This is a genomic window from Algoriphagus sp. PAP.12, assembly GCF_026652115.1.
Taxonomy (GTDB): Bacteria; Bacteroidota; Bacteroidia; order Cytophagales; family Cyclobacteriaceae; genus Algoriphagus.
The window spans coordinates 325005-346550 of record NZ_JAPPSQ010000003.1 but is presented as its reverse complement, the minus strand read 5'-3'; the positions used below and the strand labels follow the sequence as shown (position 1 = coordinate 346550).

Sequence of the window (21546 nt, the reverse complement as noted above, 5' to 3'; positions counted from 1 at the left end):
ACAGCCAAATCTCAGGCCCTTCAATTGACTTATGAGACAACCTCTTCTTTTTAAGGTTTTTGGTTATCACGCCTTCTATGCCGTTGGTAGATCATTCGCGTGAAATCTCTTGCAATCCCATTGAGTTGAAGTATTTGGGAATAAGAGATTACAGAAGACACTTCCTGAACGAATTTTTCCTCGTCAGATATCATCTGTTTTTGGAGTTTGAACCGTTCTGAAATCATTGTTTTGGCTTGATTATCAGTAATTTCTCCTTCTTCTTTTCTTGGATTGAGACTTGCCATTTTTCTCAAATTGGCTTCTCTACCTTCTGAGTATTTGTTGAATATAGGCCAAAATCTTTCGGCCTGTTGACTGCTCAGATCCAATCGGTCTGTGATAAAGGCGATTCTGGCATCTTTTAGTTTTTCTTTATCAAATGAACCCTCTCTTTGAGCAAAAGCTATTTGGCTAAAGAAAATTAGAATCAATAAGAAATAGATAGATTTTTTCATAGTTCTATTAGATAAGGGTCTTCTTGGATCCAAAGTTCATCAACGATAGGAAGTTCCTCTTCGATAATTCCATCCAATAGCTCATCTGGATTGTCACTCATTCCCAAAATATCCTCAGCTGTCCAGTAATTTGCATCAATCATGAGATTCACCTGTTCATCCATTACTAACAATTCATCTTCTGAATTGCTTGGATAGAATCGGTAGATCCCCACTGAAATAATGATCACTGCTGCTGCTGCCCACCTTCCCCAGGCAATTTGACGGTTAGGTTGAGCTTTGGTCATAATTTGATCGGGTAAGGAATCAAAATAACCTTCTGGTTCTTTAAAGGGCTTTATTTTTGGTATGGGTGACATAGCTATTAATTAGACTAAGTTGAGATAGATAGGTTTATTCATCTTTTAGAAAATCTTCAATTTTTTTTACTGCATGATGATAAGAGGCTTTTAAAGCGCCCACGCTGGTTCCTGTGATTTCTGAAATTGCATCATAGGTCAAATCATCTTGATATTTCATATGAAAGACCAAGCGTTGTTTTTCGGGCAATGTCAAAAGGGCTTTTTGAAGCTTTTTTTGGATTTCATCTCCATCCATACTTCCAGATTGATCCAAATAGGATTCCATTTTCTCCTGATGATCATCAATAGAGAAGAAATACCTCTTTTTCTTTTTATCCAGAAATGTCAGCGTTTCGTTGGTGGCAATTCGATACAGCCAGGTAAACAGGCTTGAATTTCCCTGAAACTTACCAATATGTTGAAAAGCTTTGATAAATGTGCTTTGGGTCAGGTCATCGGCATCCTCATGGATCAATACCATTCTTCGGATGACTTGATAAACACGACTTTGGTATTTTTCAATCAGTTTACGAAACCCTATCTCTTTTCCGAGAGGACTTTGAATGAGCTGAAGGATTTCCTGATCACTGCTATGCATTGTTTTCTTAGACTCCGATAGGCGCGAAGGGTTTATTGAATTTGCAGAATTTTCTAGAAAATCTGAAAATCCAATACATTGCCAATACTCTTAAGTCCTAATCCTAAGGTGATTACCCAAATTCCTATTGAAATAAGATTTATGATAAGTGGATTTTTATGTTCCCCCATCCAGGATTTTTGATTGGCTACCCAGATTAGCCAAGCACTAATCAGAGGTAGGAGAATTCCGTTGGCTAATTGAGCCAAAGAAATCAATTGAACTGGCTTGATTCCAAAAGAGGCAAAAATCAATCCTGAACCAACAATCACTAGAAATGACAATCTCATCGGTTTGGATTGATGATCTTGACTCCAATTCATAATCCCGCAAATAACCAAAGCTCCGGCCAATGGAGCGGTAATCGATGAAGTCAACCCTGCTGCCAAAAGCCCAAATCCCATCATATAGGTTCCTGCTTTTCCAAATACTCCTTCAAGCCCTGCCGCGACGTCTTTTGCAGAGGAAATGTTCATGCTTTCATTTACCGAACCGACAATCACGATTGCCATTGAAACTAATCCTCCCAGAAGTACCGATAAGATAATATCTCTGCGCATCGCAGGAATAGAGCTGGGTTTTTTCCATTTTTCCTTTGCCAAACTAGCGTAAAGAAAAAGATTGTAAGGCACTACGGTGGTACCAACCAAAGCAACTAAGGTTGGAATTTGTTCTGAAGATAGACTAGGGATAAATCCCTTGAAGACCATTTCCCAATCAGGTTGAACTAAAATGGCGGTAAGCAAAAATGCCAATGACATAAAGATGACCAAGCCAACGAGTACTTTTTCCAGGACTTTGGAATTTCCTATCCAAAGAATTAAGAAGGCCAATGAACCCAGTAATAAATTTCCAGAATCAATTGTTAGTGGCCCAAGATTGAAGACTGGTAGTTCGATAAATACCCCCAATCCCAGGTTCGCTCCTGTGATATTGCCAGATTCGTAGGCAATATTTCCCAAAACGATGGCAGAAAGCACCAATAGAATCTGAATGATCTTGAAAAACAATCCCGTATTCTGGTTTCGTATCAACTGGCTCAAATCTTTGCCTGTTGCCAATCCGATTCGACCGCTCATTTCTTGAAGAATAATGGTGGCGAGGATAGAAAGTCCCATTCCCCAAATAAGAGAATAGCCGAAATTGAAGCCTGCCAAGGTGCAAACCATAACTGTTCCCGGACCGATAAAAGCTGCTGCTACAATGGGACCAGGACCAATATTTTGGAAGAGTTTTTTTAGATTCAAGGGGTAGTTTTTTGCCAAAATAAGGTTTTGGGAAGAATTTTTGCTACTTCGAAGCGGTTCCATTTTCAAAAAATCATACCTATGGCAATTATGCGCCGAATTGGGAAAATAGTATTGGTGATACTTTTGTCATTGGTGTTTTTTCTTTTGCTGCTATTTAAAAGTGATATTCCCCAAGAGGAATTGCTTTCTAAGTACAGTTATCCAGAATCCCATTTTATAGAAATTGATGGAGTAACGCTTCACGTGAGACTCGTTGGAAGTGGAGAGCCTGTGATTTTGCTGCATGGAAGCTTTTCTTCTTTGCATACTTGGGATGAATGGCAAAGAGAGATGAGTCCTTATTTTTTGACCATATCAGTGGATTTACCAGGTCATGGCTTGACAGGACCTGATCCTTTACAGCGTTATACCATTGGAGATTATAGCCAATTTGTGTTAAGACTTTCTGAAAAACTAAATATTAACAAATTCCATTTAGCTGGGAATTCGATAGGAGGGGCTGTGGCTTTGAAAATTGCAGACACTAGACCTGATAAAGTGCTTTCTTTGAATTTGATAGATGCTGCTGGATCCCCCCAGATTCAACCAAGGCAATTGGATTCAGATTCTACAAGCACGAAAAGTAGCCCGTTGATTTTTGATTTGATTAAAAATCCTGTTTTCTCCAAAGTTCTCTTAAAATGTACGCCCAAGTTCTTGTTTACCAAGAATATCCAAGAGGTATACGGTGATCCGGAAAAAGTGCACGAAAAAACGGTTGATCGCTACTTTGATTTGATGCTTCGTGAAGGAAATCGCCAGGCAACCTTGGAAAGGTTTGCGTTGCCAAGGGATTATGTCAAAGAATTTTCAAGGATTACTATGCCTGTATTGATTCAATGGGGAGACCAGGATCAATGGATACCTATTTCTAATGCCATGGAATTTAAAAAAGTAATTCCAGATGCTCATTTGGTGGTTTTTGAAGGAGCAGGACATGTGCCTATGGAAGAAATTCCGACGGAATCTGTCGCAGAGTACTTATCCTTTCTGGGAGTGGAGATTAGGAAAGACTACCTTCAGCAACCCAAATTTGTGACCTATGCAGATTGAGATTTTAATTGGACTAGTCTTATTAATTCAGGTGATATTCCTGGTTGTGTTTCTTTTGGATAGAAAAAGGAATTCTGGTTCAGAACAGCTTCAAAGACAACTTATTGAGTTAAAAAGAGAATTGGAATCTGGTCTGGCAATGGCAAGAAAAGAGTCCAGGGAGAGTTTGAATTCTCAATTTCAATTGGTTTTCAATTCCTTGAGATCAAGTGCTTTGGATCAAAAAGAAGCTCTCAAGTCCTTTGGGGAAATTTTTCGCCAAAATGTTCAGGATTTTAATGGGGTTCAAAGAGAAAAGTTGGGAGAACTGAATCGCCGGCAGGAAGAATTGATGAAAGCCACAGAATTGAAGCTGGAAAGAATTCGTGAAACTGTAGATGAAAAACTCCAAAAGACACTTGAAACTCGACTGGGGCAATCTTTTGAAATGGTCAGCAATCAATTGCAAGCCGTTCAAAAAGGGTTGGGTGAAATGCAAAGCCTAGCCAATGGTGTAGGAGACCTGAAACGAGTGCTGAGCAATGTGAAAAGTCGGGGGGTTTTAGGTGAATACCAGCTTCAGGCGATTTTGGAAAACCAATTGGCTCCTGATCAATACCTGTTGAATGCCGATGTAGGAAAAGGTAACCGAGAGCGAGTGGAATTTGCAGTGAAAATGCCAGGACAAGATGCTCCAGTTTTACTGCCAATGGATTCCAAATTCCCTCAGGAATCTTTTCTCAGATTGGTTGACGCTTATGAGTCAGTGGATAAAGTGGCTATCGAATCCAATCGGATTGAATTGATCAAAGCGGTGAAAAAAGCCGCTGCTGACATTCAGAATAAATACATCCACCCACCGCATACGACAGATTTTGCCATTTTATTTTTACCCGTTGAAAGTCTTTATGCTGAAATCCTACGTGAACCGGGGCTTGCTCAGCAAATTCAACAGGATTTCAAAGTCTTAGTCACAGGTCCTACCACGCTTTCCGCCATTTTGAATAGCCTTCAAATGGGTTTCAGAACCTTGGCAATTCAAAAAAGAAGTTCTGAGGTTTGGCAAATCTTAGGTGCTATTAAGACTGAATTTGGCAAATTCGGAGACTTAATAGAAAAGACCCAGAAAAAACTCAATGAAGCAAATTCGGAGTTGGATAAGTTAGTGGGTGTTCGAACAAGAGCCATCCAAAGGAAGTTAAAAGATGTAGAAGAGCTTCCGGCAATTGAGAGTAGGCAAGTCTTGGATGATTAGTTAAAAATCTAAAGAAATCTTCTTAAATCCCATTGCCCTTTGCTAACTTAGCCTAGCTTCACAAAAGAATATTCTTAAATGCTGATTACCATTTAGAAAGATATTACTTTTGTAGCTTGTTTTATCACCAGAACAATACCTATGGGGATGCACATTGTAATTGCAGGAGCAGGGGATATGGGGTACCACCTTGCTGAGCAATTAAGTTATGATAATAAAGACATTACGCTGATTGATACAGAGCGTGAGGTTTTGGATTATGTTTCTTCCAAGCTGGATGTTTTGACAGTGTTGGGAGATGCCACATCCATCGATATCCTTCAACGAGCCAATGTTTCAAGTGCAAGCATGGTTTTGGCTGTTACGACCTCTGAAAAGACCAATATTGTTGCGGCAGTTTTGGCCAAACAATTAGGCGCAAAAAGAGTGATGGCCCGGGTAAGAAACCATTCTTACCTGAATAATGAAAACATCAATTACTTCCAGAATCTAGGAATCGATAATTTGATTTCACCGACTATGCTTTGTAGCCGTGAGATCTTCAATATGATTCAAAATTCCTCTTTTACTGAGGTATTCGATTTCGAAGGCGGAAAACTCAATATTGTTGGAGTGACTTTGGATCAAACCAATCCTTTGGTGAATCAAAGGATTATGGATATGAAACTCAATCCAATATTCGAGGATATCCGAATCATCGCCATTCTTAGGGATCTGAAGACCATCATCCCTCGTGGTTCTACTATTATTAGAAATCATGATCATGTCTTCTTTATTTCTAATAAGAAGCATACAGAGAGTATATTGGATTTGATAGGTCAAAAGAAGCGAACTATCAAAAACATCATGATCATCGGGGGAGATGATATGGCCTTGACCACTGCTTTGAAGTTGGAAGATCACTTTCGCGTTACCTTGGTAAACAAGGACAAGGAAAGATGTAAGTGGTTGGCGGAAAATCTACCAAATACCTTGATTATCAATGGTGATTATAAGAATATTGAGTTGCTGATTGAGGAAGGGTTGGAGCAAATGGATGCATTTTTGGCTTTGACTGAATCTTCTGAAACCAATATCATAACGAGTTTGTCTGCTAAAAATCATGGGGTGTATAAAACAATCGCTCATGTGGATACTCGTGAATACATTCATATTTCCCACAGTATCGGAGTCGATTCTTTGATCAACAAAAAGTTGGTTGCAGCAAATGAGATCTCCAGATATTTGAAGAAAGGGACAGTAGAAGCAGTGTCTGGAATCTATGGCGTGGATGCAGAATTTATTCAATATTCGGTTTGCAAAAACAATAGACTGACCAAATACGCCTTGAAAGATCTTCATTTCCCAGATACAGCCATTGTCGCGGGGGTAATCCGTGGAGAAGATGTGTTTATTCCTGATGGAGATTTTGAGCTGCAAATGAATGATAAAGCAATTGTTTTGGCACTGCCACAAGCCAAAGGACCTTTGGAAAAACTTTTTCACTAGTATATGATTCATTTCAAGGAGATAGCAAAAATCATGGGAGCACTCTTGTTGCTCATCGCGGTTTTGATGGTTCCTGCAGTAATTTTCTCAATCTATTTTGGAGAAGATCCATGGCCAATTTTGGTGTCTATGTGTATTTCTTCAGTGGTAGGGGGAATCTTCTTTTTCTCCTTTTCAAAGCAAGATCAGAATATCCGAAAAAGAGAAGGTTATCTTATTGTGGCGCTCAGCTGGGTGTTTATGACCCTTTTCGGGATGTTGCCATTTATTTTGAGTGCCGAGATCAAATCCTTTCAAGACGCTCTTTTTGAGACAATGTCAGGCTTGACTACTACTGGTGCGAGTATTCTGACTGATATTGAGGCGATGGATAAAGGGCTTCTCTTTTGGAGAAGTATGACTCAGTGGATTGGAGGATTGGGAATTATCGTTTTGACCGTTGCTATTTTTCCCTTGTTGGGAATCGGTGGCATTGAGCTTTTTGTGGCCGAATCTCCTGGTCCGACATCCGATAAAGTACACCCTCGGATTTCAGAAACAGCCAAAAGACTGTGGTATTTGTACGTAGGCTTGACTGTTGCTGCAACATTGCTTTATTGGATAGGAGGGATGACATTCTTTGATGCGATCAATCACGCTTTGACCACGCTAGCTACTGGTGGATTTTCCACCAAAAACGCATCCATGGCCTATTATGATTCGGCTTTTATCCAGTATGTGGCCATCTTCTTTATGTTCTTGGCCGGTACAAATTTTACAGTCATTTATTTTGGATTGATCGGGAAATTCAAAAGGGTTTTACAAAGTGATGAGTTTAAAACCTACGCTTTTGCCTTGTTGGCATTTTCAGTCATTTTGTTTTATCCGATTATCAATAAAGGAGGCGTGGATTATGAGCTGGCATTCCGAAAGTCTATGTTTCAGGTAGTTTCCCTGGTGACAACAACTGGTTTTGTAACAGACGATTATACTCAATATGGGCAGGGAGCAACTTTTGTGTTTTTTATGCTTCTCTTTTTGGGAGGATCTGCTGGATCTACTGCTGGAGGGATCAAGTTTGTAAGACATTTAACTTTCGTAAAGAATTCCTGGTTGGAATTTAAACGATTGGTTCACCCTAGAGCTGTGGTTCCATTGATCATCAACGGCGACAGAGTTACTGGAAGAATCATCACCCACATCATGAACTTCCTGTTGATCTACTTGCTCACATTTGTGATTGGTGCCTTGGTACTTTCTCTGATGGGCTATGATTTACCAACTTCCTTGGGAGCTGTAGCAACCTGTTTGGGGAACGTCGGCCCGGCAATCGGAAATGTTGGTCCAGTCGATAATTTTGCCTTTTTCTCAGGCTCCGCTAAAGTATTCCTATCATTTATCATGCTTTTGGGAAGACTAGAGCTATTTACAATCCTGATTCTATTTACTCCATTCTTCTGGAGAGCCAATTAATCTTGAACTGCAAATTGGGCCTGAATTTTCACGATTCGATCTTCCAGACTTTCTGAGGTGATACTGGTTCTACTCAATCTATCCACCATGATGGGGAATGAAAAGGGAGTGAACTGAACCGGCCGATTGACCACAATTCTATTTCTATTGATCTTCTGGATTGCCTTGATGAATTTATCTTGATCCATTTGTTGGTTCAAAGCTTCATTGTGGGCCTGTTTGAGCAAAAGATTTTGTGGATCATACTGTTCAAAAACTTGAAAGAGCAAGCTGGAATTCGCTTGAATGTGCTTGAAAGTCGTCGGTTTTCCTGGATATCCTTGAAAAACTAAGCCTGCGATACTGGCTATTTCTCGAAATTTCCTTCTAGTCATTTCACTTTCATTGACGCATTGAAGGACATCATTTTCTAGATTTTTTAAGGAAAAAATATCCTCTTCCAAAATTTCCTCAATAGCAATTGGAACATCAGAAAGTAGTTCAAAACCATAATCATTCATTGCCATATTAAAAGAAATAGGCTGACTTTGGGATATCCGATAAGCAATCATTGCACTCATCAATTCATGCATCATTCTTCCTTCAAAAGGATAAAAGAACAGGTGATATCCTTGTTGGCTTTGATGCGACTCTATCAGGAAAGTGTTTCGATCTGGCACAATCGAAAGCTTGCTTTGAAGGTCCAGAATGGGAAGAATCCGAGTGACTTCTTCAGAATCATGAATTCCCATATTGTAGGCTTCTAGAATTTTTAGGATTTGTTCGGAAAGCATGGAAGAAAGTGACATTCGTGCTCCCATCCAAGAGACTACATTTTTAGATTGCTTTTCACTGACTTTGACTATGGCATTCATGTCCCGAATTTGTAAAAGCTCCAATGATCTTCCAGCAAAGAAAAAGCGATCTCCAATTTTCATTTTAGAAATAAAGTATTCCTCTACACTTCCCAGATAGGCCCCGTTTTTAAACTTGACCTTCATCATGGCCTCGGAAACGATCGTTCCCATAGAAAGCCGATGTTTCATGGCGATCTTCTTGTTTTTTACTCGGTAGATTCCATCTTCATCCAAAATCACTTTCAGGAAATCTTCATAATTTCCCAAAGTGCTACCACCCACAGTTATAAATTCCATAACCCAATTCATTTCATCCACTTTGAGCTCTGAAAAAGAATAAGTCCTTTGAACGATAGGGAAAATATGATCCGGTGTAAAGCCTTCTCCAACTGCGAGAGTGACTAAAAACTGAATCAATACATCATAAGATAGGAGTGGAGCAAACTGAGATTCCATTTCTCCTTTTTCTATGGCTTTTCGAAGTGCCGCTGCCTCAATCAATTCCAAAGAATTGGTGGGAACAAAGTAGATTTTGGAGGGTAAACCCGGTTGATGACCAGCCCGCCCAGCACGTTGAATGAATCGAGCTACTCCTTTGGGACTTCCTACTTGGATCACTTTGTCCACAGGACGAAAATCCACCCCTAAATCCAAACTTGAGGTACAAACCACCAATTTCAGTTTGCCTTCATGAAGCGATTGTTCAACCCAGCTCCTCACAGTCATGTCCAAAGAACCATGATGCATGGCAATCCATCCGGCCCAATCAGGTCTTGCCTCCAATATCTTTTGGTACCATATTTCTGTTTGAGACCGTGTATTGGTGAATAGCAGAACTGTTTTGGCTGATTCTATGATAGGTATGACTTTATCCAATAGACGGATTCCCAAGTGCCCTGACCAAGGATATTTTTCTATTTCATCAGGAAATACAGATTCAATTAAAATCTCCTTATCCAGATCAGCTTTGATGATATGAATGGGAAGATCTTTTCCTAAAAGTGCTTTTGCAGCTTCCTCCAAATTGCCAATCGTCGCAGAAATAGCCCAACGCCTAAATTGATTTGGACAAAGATCTTGAATGTATTCTAGAGCTAATTGAACCTGAACACCTCGTTTGTTTCCAATCAATTCATGCCATTCATCCACCACAACAGTTTGGAGAGTTTGAAACAAATCTTGATGGCCTTTTTGAGAGATCAGAATATGCAATGTTTCAGGTGTGGTAATTAGGACTTCGGGTGGCCTTGCCTTTAATGCGGCTCTGGTTTTTGCGTCAGTATCCCCGTTCCTGACGGCCACTCGCCATGATAAACCAATCTGATCGCAGACTTCTTGCATAGCTTTTTGGATGTCTTGAGCTAAAGCCCTGAGTGGTGTGACCCAAATTAGTTGAAGGCCATTGTTCCTCTTTGTTTTCCAATCTTGGGGATTTTGATTGATGAAATCCATGAGGACAGGAAACCAAAGAGCAAAGGTTTTTCCTGAACCGGTAGGAGCATTTAAAAGCCCAGATTTTCCATCCAAATAATCGTTCCACGCCTCAACTTGGAACGGGAAGGCTTTCCACCCTTTACGCTTAAAATATGATAGTCCAATCTCTATCCTCTGATCTGGCATTTAATTATAGAATTCGAATTTCAATCTTTAAAATTATAACTGAAGATAAATGGGATTATAGAAACCTATATTCATTTGTCACAAAATGACAATTTGTTTTTCTTGATTAGTTAAGGTGACATAAATAGAAACAGAAATAGGTCTGAAAGAGAAAAACAAGCTTTATCGTAAAATGTTAATTATTGGAAATTCAAAGAAATAGTCCTGATAATGGATTAATTTGTGAAAAAACATCAAAAGATTAGTTTCATCAAGTATGAATCCCAATCTTAGTGAGATAAATCTAATTGCCTATACGTCAGAAATCTACTAAAACCATGAAAAAGTTGTTGCTAGGGCTGATCGTTGCCATAGGATTCTTTTCCTGCACCGATACAGCTTCAGATAAATATACAGGCAACCAGGTACAATATCAGTTGTTTCAGGCTTCTGACTTTAATTATACTGGTTTAGTCACAATCAAAGAATTGATAGGAGGGAATTTGGAGCTTAATATCCGAATGGAAGGAGATAGAGGAGATCGAGACACCCAATTTCCTGCCCACTTACATTTTGGAGGTTATGATACTCCCAATGCCCAGATTGCATTTATGCTAAATCCTGTGGATGCCCATGATCTTGAAAGTACCACGGTGTTGGAGCAACTAACAGATGGGAATAGGTTGCTATATGATGAAATTTTAGGTTTCAAAGGTCATGTCAAAGTTCACTTGGCCAGCGATGGCCCAGATTATGAGACTATCCTTGTTGCAGGAAATATCGGAGCTTTGGGACATTCCATGGAGTTTGATCGGGAGCAAATGGCTATTTGTGGAAAAGACTTTTAAAGAAAAAAAGCATTAAAAAAGGGGGATGAAATGAATCATCCCCCTTTTTGTGATTAGTTGGCTTAGTTTAATATCAATGGGAAAGTGATATCCAAGTCAGTTTCGCCTCCAGCGTTGACAAAGTTTTCAAAGCTTGGATTGTCAGTGCCTTCAAAATCCTTGTTCAAGTCATGTCTGAGAACAACTCTAAATGTTCCAGTATTTAATGCAGGGCTAGCAACAACTACAACTTTTCCTTTAACACCCAAATTGATTCCTCCCTCGTCATCATAGCTATAGGTAAGAGGAGCTGTAGTTCCTACAAAGGCAGAACCTAAGAAAAAGAATTGATGCTCGTCAGACTCTTCAAGGATTTCTTCTGTGATGTCTTCGCCTGCGATGGAGTTACCTACTTCGATTTCCATTTGATAGGTTTTTCCTGCTTCCAAAGTCACATCATCGACTTCGGGAGAAGTGCCGACTTCAATTCCTTCTGAATCAGATGCCGAAAAGCTAAATGGGCTTCCAACTGTTGCTCCTGTATCATCTAATTCTGTGAATACTAGGGTCACATCGGTAATTACTTCACCGTCATTTTCAGGAACTGGATCTTCAGAAGAACAAGAACTCATTGCAATAACTGCTGCAGAAAGGGCAAAAAAAGGTAGTTTTTGGTAAGTTTTCATAGCGTATTAAAATTGATAATTGATTTTAATTGTGATGTTTCTTCCGATATCATCAGTGAAGTAGCGGAAGCGGTTCATATATTCTTTATAGTTGGTATTCAGTAGATTTTGGACTTGTAAGCCTAGATTTAATTTATTTTCACCAACAGGCATCGCTTTTAAGTAACTGAAGTTAAAAAGCGCATAAGCTGGTGGGGCAGGGGCCAAATCAAAATCGGGAACTCTGGTTTGCTTTGCTACAAGCATATTACTCAATGTGAATTTGTGAGATTTTCCTTCCTCACCGATTTTGTATGCCAATCCCCAATCCATTCTGTCGGATGGAATAAAAGGGAAATAGGTGTCATCTTCGGTATTTCTGGCCCGAATGATTGATCCTTTCAAATAGCCACTGAATTTCTTGTTGAATTCATAGCTTCCAGAAAAATCAACTCCGTAGAAAAAAGCATTAGCCTGTAAATATTCATAGACATTGAACGTTCCTCTTAAACTTACATAGGTATCACCTGTAGGATTCAGGTAAATGTAATTTTGGATCCGATTTAAGTATCCGGTTAACTCAAAACTCGCTTTTTGACCTGAAAACTCTAATGAATTGACCCATTTTAGAGACTTTTCAGACAATAAGTTTTCATCACCTATTTCTACAGCTGCAGCTCCGTGATGGAGTCCTTGAGAGAAAAGTTCATTCACATTAGGCGGTCTCCAGGCAGAACCCAAATTGGAAGAAATGGTGAAGCTATTGCTAATCTGATAATAGGCTCCGAGGAATGCAGTGAAATTTTTATAGGTTAAATCACTTTGCTGCAGGTCATTTCCTATGTATCTGGCTGTAGATACTGTTCTATAATCAAATCGGGCACCAGCTTCTACCTCCAAAGGACCTTTGGAAAGCTTCTCCATTCCATAGATTCCTGCATTGAGCATATCGTAATTCGGAATCAAAGGAGTCACACCGGTTCCGGGAACATTACTATTGGCTTGTTGAATCAAATTGACTCCCCAGGTACCACTGAAATTATTTTCATGGGTATGATCTACAAAAAGATCCAGGGTGTTGGTAAATAGCTCCAGATCCAAACTAGCCTGCTCATTCAGATCTCCTCTTCTCTTATCAAATTCCTGTCTGTGATTCGATTGAAAACCATATTGAAGGTTTGCTTTCCAATTGGGATTGATATGGTAGTGAGATTTGAATTTGAGAAGTTGATGTGATACTTTTTGCTTTGGATTGATGATATCATAGGTGAAATCCCCTTCAACAAATGGCCTTCCATTGGCGATGATTGCTTCCAAATCAGTTAAGTTTCCAGTGTGTGCATCACTTAGGATTCCCAATTCGGTATTGAAATAACTGTAATAGAGTTCAGTTCCGAGATTTTTACCAGTATAGCCCAAAGTTCCGGAGAAATTCAATTCACTTAAACCGGTATTTCTTTGGAAATAATCAGGGCTTTGGATATTTCCAGCTCGCTTTGCAGAACCTTGGATTCTATAGCCCAGTCCTTGAATTTTTCCAGAACCACCCTGATGTTTGACAGAAATATTTCCCATTCTACCATTAGTTGCACCAACTAGGTATAGGTCAGTTGTGCTTTCCTTTTTGGTAGGTAAAGCACCAGGATTTACTAAAATTACTCCTCCCATAGCTTCAGGACCAAATCTGACCGTTTCAGCTCCTTTGATCACTGTGATTTCATCTGCCAAGAATGGATCAATTTCAGGAGCATGTTCAGCTCCCCATTGCTGACCTTCCAATCTTACTCCATTATTTAAGATCATAATTCTGTTGGAATGCATACCGTGGATCACGGGCTTTGCAATGCTATTTCCTGTTGAAAAAGTGGTGACACCAGCGACTCTTTTCAAACTTTCTCCAAGGGATTCGCCTCTTGCTTCAAGAAGGTCCTCTCCATAAAGAGCGGTTATAGCTGTTGTGGTTTGTACAGCATCCTTGTGGCCATGGACTTCAACACCGGAGAGATCCAAAGAACCTTCTTTCATACGGTAAGTTTTGTTGAAAGAATTGTTTTGAATAGTTATGGTGTCGTTAATGTCCTCATGACCAAGGTATTGTATTCTGATGGAATAGGTTCCAGGACAAAGGTTTTTTACCTGAAAGTTTCCATCTAAATCGGTAACTGCTCCATTTTTGATTTCCTCTATCCAAATATAGGCTCCGGGAATTGACTCATTATTTTCCAAATGAATCACCTTCCCACGGATGGATAAATTACAATTTTGAGCCATTAAGACATTGGATAGTCCCATGGCGATGAGTAGGAGTAGAAAAGGGTGTTTAATTTTCTTCACGACACAAAAATAGAGTCCTTCAGAGCATTAAACTAGAAAAAGTGAAACAAAGTTGCAAAAATGGATAAATGGTAATATCCTTGAAGAAGTGGGATGGCTTTAGGTGATTTTTTCGATATCCGATCTTTTGTATTTAGGTGCACCACCTTCTTGAGTTGCCATATAAGCTCCGATTTTACATGCGAAATCCAAAATTTGTTCAGGACTTTTCTTTTCCAAGAGGCTCCATATAAAACCACTCAAGAATGCATCTCCTGCTCCAATAGTGTCTTTTACTTGAATTTTGTACCCTTTATGGTGAAAAATAGATCCGTTTTGATAAATCAAGGCACCTTTGGAACCAAGAGTGATGCAGATAATATCTATTGGAAAGTTCTTGTCGAGGAACTGACAAAGGCTTTTTGGTTCAGGATCAGTGTTAAAATAGTCAGCAAATATTTCTAGCTCATCCTCATTGATTTTTAGAATATCAGTGAAACCTAAAAGGGTTTCTATGATCTCGAAGTCATAAAATGGAGGGCGTAAGTTGGCATCAAAGACTTTCAGGTTAGCATGATGCAGAAGTTCTAGGAGTGTTTGAAGACTGGTTTTATTTCTAACACCAAGCGTTCCAAAAACAAATGCATCAGAAGATTTTGCCGCTGTTTTCGCTTCTTCTTTGATGGTGATATAATCCCAGGCCACCTCCGGAAGAATAGTGTACTTGATGTTTTCTGGATCCGAACTATCCACCAATACTTGGGAAGTGGCATGATCTGGAGTGATTTGAATGAGGTCTTCACTTATTCCAAAGCTTTTATAATAGGATAGGAGTTTTTCACCATCCTCATCATTTCCAATTGCAGAAATCAAACGAGTGTCTATTCCTAACTGATGAAGATTGAGTGCGACATTCATCGGTGCACCTCCTGGTTTAGCACCTGATGGAAGGCAATCCCAAAGCATTTCTCCAAATACAATTACTTTATGAGCCATAGTTGTGGTGTAGTTCTTTTTGAATTTCCTCTAGTGATCTTCCTTTGGTTTCTGGCATTTTAAATTTAACCCAAAGTAGCTGCCAAACCATCATGAGCATGAAGAATGCGAAAATGTAACCTGGACCAAATTGGTTTGCGAAGAATGGGAATACATTGGCAATGACGGCGGCCAAAATCCAATGTGTAAATGAGCCTAAAGATTGCCCATAGGCTCGAAGTTCATTTGGAAACATTTCAGAAATAAATACCCAAATCACAGAGCCTTGTCCAATCGCATGGGACAGGATAAATCCAAAGACGAAAATAGGGAGCCAAAAGGTCGGTATACCCGATCCCAAGAAATTATATGCCATCAGGGAAAGGGAAATGATATATCCAACAGACCCGATGTACATCAATTTCTTCCTGCCTAATCTATCAATTAGATATAGCCCTAAAAATGTTCCTGCTAGGTTGACCAAACCAATGCCAATAGTTGATATCAGCGCGTTTTCTGTAGAAATTCCAGCCATTTCAAAAACCCGTGGAGCAAAGTAAATGATCGCATTGATTCCCGAAACTTGATTGAAAAAAGCAATCATAACGGCCAGCATGGTGCTGGAGAGGTATTTTTTATTGAAGAGCACTCCGAAACCAGCTTTGGCTTTGACCTGCTTTTCTTCTTCAATCGCCAATTGAATTGCTTCTTCAACTCCCTGAGGGTCTGTTCTCATTAAAATGGCTCTTGCTTCAGCTTCTTGGTTGAGTTTGGCTATTAAGTAGCGTGGACTTTCTGGGATTCTAAAAATCATCACAGAATAAATCAAAGCCGGAATTCCTTCTACTGCCAGCATCCATCTCCAATCCTCGGCCAATTCTGCAGTTCCTATCAAAAAGTTGGATAGGTAAGCAATCACAATACCGAATACAATGTTGAATTGGTAAAGTGCAACCAATAAACCACGATTTTTGGCTGGAGCTATTTCAGAGATATACATGGGGGCTACTACCGAAGATGCACCAACTCCCAACCCTCCGATAAATCGGAACATAGTGAATGAGGTAACATCCCAAGCTAGTCCTGAACCCACTGCTGAAACCAGGTAAAAGATCCCAATCCAAAGAAGACTCTTTTTCCTCCCAAATTTATCTGCTGGAATTCCTCCCAATAAAGCTCCGATGACTGTTCCGTATAAGGCAGATGCAATGGCCAACCCATGCATCCAGTCGCTTAGTTGCCAAACTTCCTGGATGGCGCGCTCAGCCCCCGAAATTACCGCGGTATCGAAGCCGAATAAAAAGCCACCAAGTGCTGCAGTGATGGAAATGAAAAAGACGTACTTGTTGGAGGACATAGGTTTTTTGGGTTTGAATATTCTACTAAACTAATGAGAAGGAGAATATTTCAAAATCCAAAAATTAAAAAAGCCAAAGAATCATCTAAAAGGATAGATAAAGCTTCCGTAACGTTCGACTATGGCCTTTTCCAACATCTCCTGATGATCCGGATGGGCGATTCGCATTAGTTCATAGGATCGTTGACGGAGATTTTTCCCATATAGATTGGCTATTCCAAATTCAGTGACCACATACTGCATGTGCGCCCTTGTGGTTACCACTCCAGCACCTTCTTTGAGGAAAGGGACTATTTTGGAAGCACCACGCTTGGTGGTAGATGTTAAAGCCATAATTGGCTTTCCTCCTACAGAAAGAGCAGCCCCACGCATAAAATCCATCTGTCCACCGACACCTGAATAATGATAACTGCCAATAGAATCAGCGCAAACTTGTCCTGTTAGATCCATTTCGACACAAGAGTTGATAGAAACCACTTTCGGATTTTTTCGGATGATTGAAGTATCATTGACGTATGCAGCCTCATGAAAAGAGAATTCAGGATTGTCATGGATTTCACGGTATAGCTGTTGGGAACCTGTTGTGAATGCTGATACAACTTTTCCCGGATGTTTTTTCTTGAAAGCGTTGGTTACTGCGCCGGATTTCATCAAGTCCAAGATGCCGTTGGAAAACATTTCTGTATGGACCCCCAAATCTTTGTGATGATGAAGAGAATTTAATACAGCATCTGGAATTGCACCAATTCCCATTTGAAGGGTGGATCGATCTTCAATTAATGAGGCGATGTGTCTGCCAATTTGAATTTCCTTTTCAGTGATTTTCTCAGCATAATTTACCTCTGGAAGCGGCTCATCCACATAAACTGCGCAAGTGAATTTGGAACAATGGACATGGCCGTCGCCATGAGTTCTAGGCATTTGTTTGTTGACTTGGGCGATGATAAATCTAGCAGTGTCAACTGCTGGTCGAGCGATGTCCACAGATGTTCCCAAGGAGCAAAACCCATGAGCATCAGGCTCAGAAACTTGAATGATGGCTACATCTACAGACAGAATCTTATTTCTAAACAAATGACCAATTTCACTCAAAAATATAGGGACATATCCACCTTGATCTGAATTTACAGCTTCTCTCACATTGGCAGAAACAAAAAGCGAATTCATAAAAAAACTTCCTTTGCATTCAGGAGCTACCAAAGGCATATCGCCTAAGGTAGTGATGGCAACAATCTCGACATTTTTGAGTTCATCTTTTCTCGCCGCCAATGCATTGATACAAGTGGTTGGGGTGGCAGCACTTCCATGGATAAAAACTCGCTGATGGCTTTCAATTATTTTTACAGCTTCTTCAGGACTGGTATAGTTGATCATGGTGGTAGCGTTATTTTTTTTAAAGATCCTTCTTAAGTTCAGAAATAAACCTGATAAAAATCAAGTGCCAGATTGATTTCTCAGATTGCTTGCCAAAGAATATTTTGTTTTGTGTGGGATAAATGAGTTTGTCCACCTTTTATTTTGCTATATTCGCAGGTGTAAAAATGCCCTCTGGAAAGCCCTAGGGCAGAAATGATGGAAAGTGTAAACCCTTAAGTATGACTACCCAAGTGGAGATCTATAAACCCAAAAACCACATTCGAATTGTAACAGCTGCATCCCTATTTGACGGGCATGATGCTGCTATTAATATTATGAGAAGGATCATTCAGTCTACTGGATGTGAAGTGATCCATTTGGGGCATAATAGATCAGTTCAGGAAATTGTCGATTGTGCTATTCAGGAAGATGTGCAGGCTATAGCCATTACTTCCTATCAAGGTGGCCATGTGGAGTTTTTCAAGTACATGTTGGACCTTCTCAAAGAGAAAGGTGCAGAGCATATCAAGATCTTTGGTGGAGGAGGAGGAACGATTCTTCCAGAGGAAATTCAGGAACTTCATGATTACGGGATTTCCAGAATCTATTCTCCAGATGATGGAAGATCCATGGGACTTCAAGGCATGATCAACGATTTGGTAAGCCAAGCTGATTTTCCTGTTGGAAAAGACACTCCTTTAGATCTTGATTACTCCAAAGATGACAAAAAAGGCGTAGCAAGGTTGATTTCATCTTTTGAAAACTTCCCGGAAGAATCTGCACAACTTTTGGAATCTGTAAGAGGAAAATCCAAAGCTTCAGAAACGCCAATCCTTGGAATTACAGGAACGGGTGGAGCAGGGAAGTCTTCTTTAGTGGATGAGTTGGTGAGGCGGTTTTTGTTGGACTTTGAGAATAAGTCACTCGCCATTATTTCAGTAGATCCATCCAAAAGAAAAACTGGTGGAGCACTTTTAGGGGATAGAATCCGAATGAATTCTATTCACCATCCACGGGTTTTCATGCGTTCATTGGCAACCCGTCAGTCGAATCTGGCTCTTTCTAAATATGTTCAGGATGCAGTAGATACAGTAAAAGCATCTGGTTTTGATTTGGTGATTTTGGAAACTTCTGGAATCGGTCAATCTGATACAGAAATCATTGAGCATTCAGATCTTTCCTTGTATGTGATGACCCCAGAATATGGAGCGGCTTCACAATTGGAGAAAATTGACATGCTGGACTTTGCAGACATTATTGCTCTAAACAAATTTGACAAGAGAGGAGCTTTGGATGCGATTCGGGATGTTAAAAAGCAATACAAGCGGAACCATAATCTTTGGGATGCCAAAGAAGAGGATTTGCCAGTATTTGGAACTATCGCCTCTCAATTCAATGATCCTGGAATGAATCAGCTTTATCGTGCTATCATCGCAGAGGTTGATTCTAAATTTGGTGGTTGGGAGTCCTCATTTGAATTATCAGGGGGAACTTCCGAGAAAATCTATATCATCCCACCGGCTCGAACCCGCTACCTCAGTGAAATCACTGAAAATAACAGAAGTTATGACCGTTGGGTAGAGGAGCAAAAGGAAATAGCCCAGCAATTGTATTCGATCAAAAAGTCCAAGGAGGCAATTATGAATACTCCTGTGGCGGATAAGGATCGTTTGATTAAAGAATTGGATGAGGTTTATGCTCAAGTAGAGTTGAACTTGGATCCAAAGAATAAAAAATGGCTAGAGGACTGGTCTGAGGAAGCAGCAAGGTATTCTGAGGATTATTATGTTTTTAAAGTTCGTGACAAGGAAATCAAGATTAAAACCTACCATACTTCACTTTCTGAAAGCAGAATTCCAAAGGTTTCTCTACCAAAATATGAAGCTTGGGGTGAATTGTTGAAGTGGGGATTGAGAGAAAATGTTCCTGGTAAATTCCCATTTACAGCAGGTGTTTTTCCATTTAAAAGAGAGGGAGAGGACCCAACTAGAATGTTTGCTGGAGAAGGTGGTCCGGAGCGAACCAATAAACGCTTTCACTATGTCTCCAAAGACATGCCTGCAAAGCGCCTTTCTACAGCATTTGACTCGGTGACTCTTTATGGTGAAGACCCGGATTATAGACCGGATATCTATGGTAAGATCGGAAACTCCGGGGTAAACGTTTGTTGTCTGGATGATGCCAAAAAGCTGTATTCAGGCTTCAACTTGGTAGATCCGTTGACATCCGTATCCATGACCATCAATGGTCCTGCAGCAACCATGACAGCCTTTTTCTTAAATGCGGCTATTGATCAACAATGTGAAGTTTACATCAAAGAGAATGGGTTGGTTGAGGAAGTTGAAGCTAAAATTGAGGCTATTTATAAAGAAAAAGACACTCCAAGACCCACTTACCACGGAGCGATTCCAGAAGGAAATAATGGTTTGGGTTTGATGCTTTTGGGCGTGACAGGAGATCAGGTTTTGCCTGCTGATGTTTATTCCAAAATCAAGCAGGATACCATCGCAAAAGTTAGAGGGACTGTTCAGGCCGATATTTTAAAAGAAGATCAGGCTCAAAACACCTGTATTTTCTCCACTGAGTTCTCTCTACGATTAATGGGGGATGTGCAGCAATACTTCATCGATAATAAAGTCAGAAATTTCTATTCCGTTTCTATTTCTGGATACCACATTGCAGAGGCTGGAGCCAATCCAATTACCCAGTTGGCATTGACACTTTCCAATGGCTTTACCTACGTAGAGTACTATGTTTCCAGAGGAATGGATGTGAATGATTTTGCTCCAAACCTTTCATTCTTTTTCTCCAATGGTATCGATCCTGAATACGCTGTGATCGGTCGAGTGGCAAGAAGAATCTGGGCAAAGGCTATGAAGTTGAAGTATGGAGCAAATGAAAGGTCCCAGATGCTGAAATACCACATTCAGACTTCAGGTAGATCCTTGCACGCTCAGGAGATTGATTTCAACGATATCCGTACCACACTGCAGGCTTTGTACGCGATCTACGATAACTGTAACTCTCTCCATACTAATGCCTATGACGAGGCGATTACCACGCCTACCGAAGCTTCGGTTAGAAGGGCGATGGCTATTCAGTTGATCATCAACAAGGAATTGGGATTGGCTAAAAATGAAAATCCTCTTCAAGGAGCATTTATCATTGAGGAATTGACAGATTTGGTCGAGGAAGCAGTTTATACTGAATTTGATAGAATTACCGAAAGAGGAGGAGTGTTGGGCGCGATGGAAACGATGTATCAGCGTGGGAAAATCCAGGAAGAAAGTCTTCACTATGAAATGCTAAAGCATACAGGAGAATATCCGATTATTGGTGTGAATACTTTCTTGTCCAGTGAAGGATCGCCTACAATCATTCCAGGGGAAGTGATCCGTGCAACCCAGGAAGAGAAAGAGGCACAAATTCAAACGTTGAATAGTCTTCATCAGGCTTACAAAGGCAAAGAAGAAGCACAATTGATGGCATTGAAGAAAGCTGCTGTTTCCAATGAAAATGTTTTTGAAAAACTAATGGATGCAGCGAAATATTGCTCTTTGGGACAGATTACCAATTCCTTGTATGAGGTTGGCGGGCAATATAGAAGAAATATGTAATGAACTTTAT

16 protein-coding genes are annotated in these 21546 nt (G+C 40.1%); 6 read left to right on the top strand and 10 right to left on the bottom strand.

Features of this window, described 5'->3' with window-relative positions; all coding sequences use genetic code 11:
* Positions 1–50: 50 nt before the first annotated feature.
* The 4 genes from O0V13_RS06485 to O0V13_RS06470 are packed head-to-tail and all read right to left on the bottom strand — an operon-like array spanning position 51 to position 2722.
* Positions 51–497, bottom strand: a complete 447-nt coding sequence (locus tag O0V13_RS06485; RefSeq protein WP_268034183.1) for a hypothetical protein — start codon at positions 495–497, stop codon at positions 51–53.
* A complete protein-coding gene (locus O0V13_RS06480) occupies positions 494–856 on the bottom strand; it encodes a hypothetical protein (protein WP_268034182.1) in 363 nt (120 codons plus the stop codon). Before O0V13_RS06480 ends, O0V13_RS06485 begins: the two co-directional genes overlap by 4 nt.
* A gap of 34 nt (positions 857–890) precedes the next feature.
* Entirely contained in the window at positions 891–1436 is a 546-nt protein-coding gene (locus O0V13_RS06475; protein ID WP_268034181.1) for an RNA polymerase sigma factor, read from the bottom strand.
* Between the two features lie 53 nt (positions 1437–1489).
* On the bottom strand, positions 1490–2722 hold the full coding sequence (locus tag O0V13_RS06470; RefSeq protein ID WP_268034180.1) for an Nramp family divalent metal transporter: 1233 nt from the start codon (positions 2720–2722) through the stop codon (positions 1490–1492).
* A gap of 81 nt (positions 2723–2803) precedes the next feature.
* Here O0V13_RS06470 and O0V13_RS06465 point away from each other — a divergent pair, with 81 nt between their 5' ends.
* The 4 genes from O0V13_RS06465 to O0V13_RS06450 all read left to right on the top strand — a co-directional run bounded on the left by O0V13_RS06465 (position 2804) and on the right by O0V13_RS06450 (position 7991).
* Positions 2804–3817: an alpha/beta fold hydrolase gene (locus O0V13_RS06465; RefSeq protein WP_268034179.1), complete on the top strand. Its 1014-nt coding sequence runs from the start codon at positions 2804–2806 to the stop codon at positions 3815–3817.
* Positions 3807–5051: a DNA recombination protein RmuC gene (locus O0V13_RS06460; RefSeq protein WP_268034178.1), complete on the top strand. Its 1245-nt coding sequence runs from the start codon at positions 3807–3809 to the stop codon at positions 5049–5051. The genes O0V13_RS06465 and O0V13_RS06460 overlap by 11 nt, the downstream gene beginning before the upstream one ends.
* Positions 5052–5192: 141 nt before the next feature.
* Positions 5193–6539: a Trk system potassium transporter TrkA gene (trkA, locus tag O0V13_RS06455; protein ID WP_073569989.1), complete on the top strand. Its 1347-nt coding sequence runs from the start codon at positions 5193–5195 to the stop codon at positions 6537–6539.
* A 3-nt stretch (positions 6540–6542) separates the two neighbouring features.
* Complete coding sequence (locus O0V13_RS06450) at positions 6543–7991, top strand: TrkH family potassium uptake protein (protein ID WP_268034177.1); 1449 nt, start codon at positions 6543–6545, stop codon at positions 7989–7991.
* On the opposite strand, the gene O0V13_RS06445 is transcribed toward O0V13_RS06450, so the two are convergent.
* Entirely contained in the window at positions 7988–10447 is a 2460-nt protein-coding gene (locus O0V13_RS06445; RefSeq protein WP_268034176.1) for a ligase-associated DNA damage response DEXH box helicase, read from the bottom strand. The two genes, O0V13_RS06450 and O0V13_RS06445, sit on opposite strands and share 4 nt — an antisense overlap.
* A 317-nt stretch (positions 10448–10764) precedes the next feature.
* On the opposite strand from O0V13_RS06445, the gene O0V13_RS06440 reads away from it, so the two are divergent.
* Complete coding sequence (locus O0V13_RS06440) at positions 10765–11274, top strand: hypothetical protein (protein WP_268034175.1); 510 nt, start codon at positions 10765–10767, stop codon at positions 11272–11274.
* Between the two features lie 62 nt (positions 11275–11336).
* On the opposite strand, the gene O0V13_RS06435 is transcribed toward O0V13_RS06440, so the two are convergent.
* The 5 genes from O0V13_RS06435 to O0V13_RS06415 all read right to left on the bottom strand — a co-directional run bounded on the left by O0V13_RS06435 (position 11337) and on the right by O0V13_RS06415 (position 17937).
* Positions 11337–11939, bottom strand: a complete 603-nt coding sequence (locus O0V13_RS06435; protein ID WP_268034174.1) for a hypothetical protein — start codon at positions 11937–11939, stop codon at positions 11337–11339.
* 6 nt (positions 11940–11945) lie between these two features.
* The gene (locus tag O0V13_RS06430) at positions 11946–14252 is read right to left on the bottom strand and encodes a TonB-dependent receptor (RefSeq protein WP_268034173.1); all 2307 of its coding nucleotides are present in this window, start codon (positions 14250–14252) and stop codon (positions 11946–11948) included.
* Positions 14253–14351: 99 nt separating this feature from the next.
* A complete protein-coding gene (locus O0V13_RS06425) occupies positions 14352–15227 on the bottom strand; it encodes a carbohydrate kinase family protein (RefSeq protein ID WP_268034172.1) in 876 nt (291 codons plus the stop codon).
* Positions 15217–16584 (bottom strand): sugar porter family MFS transporter, encoded by a 1368-nt coding sequence (locus tag O0V13_RS06420; RefSeq protein WP_268034193.1) that lies wholly within the window; start codon positions 16582–16584, stop codon positions 15217–15219. Before O0V13_RS06420 ends, O0V13_RS06425 begins: the two co-directional genes overlap by 11 nt.
* Positions 16585–16644: 60 nt before the next feature.
* Positions 16645–17937, bottom strand: a complete 1293-nt coding sequence (locus tag O0V13_RS06415; protein WP_268034171.1) for an acetyl-CoA hydrolase/transferase family protein — start codon at positions 17935–17937, stop codon at positions 16645–16647.
* 221 nt (positions 17938–18158) lie between these two features.
* Between O0V13_RS06415 and O0V13_RS06410 the strand changes: the two genes are divergently transcribed.
* A complete protein-coding gene (locus O0V13_RS06410; RefSeq protein WP_268034170.1) occupies positions 18159–21536 on the top strand; it encodes a methylmalonyl-CoA mutase family protein in 3378 nt (1125 codons plus the stop codon).
* Positions 21537–21546: the final 10 nt, after the last annotated feature.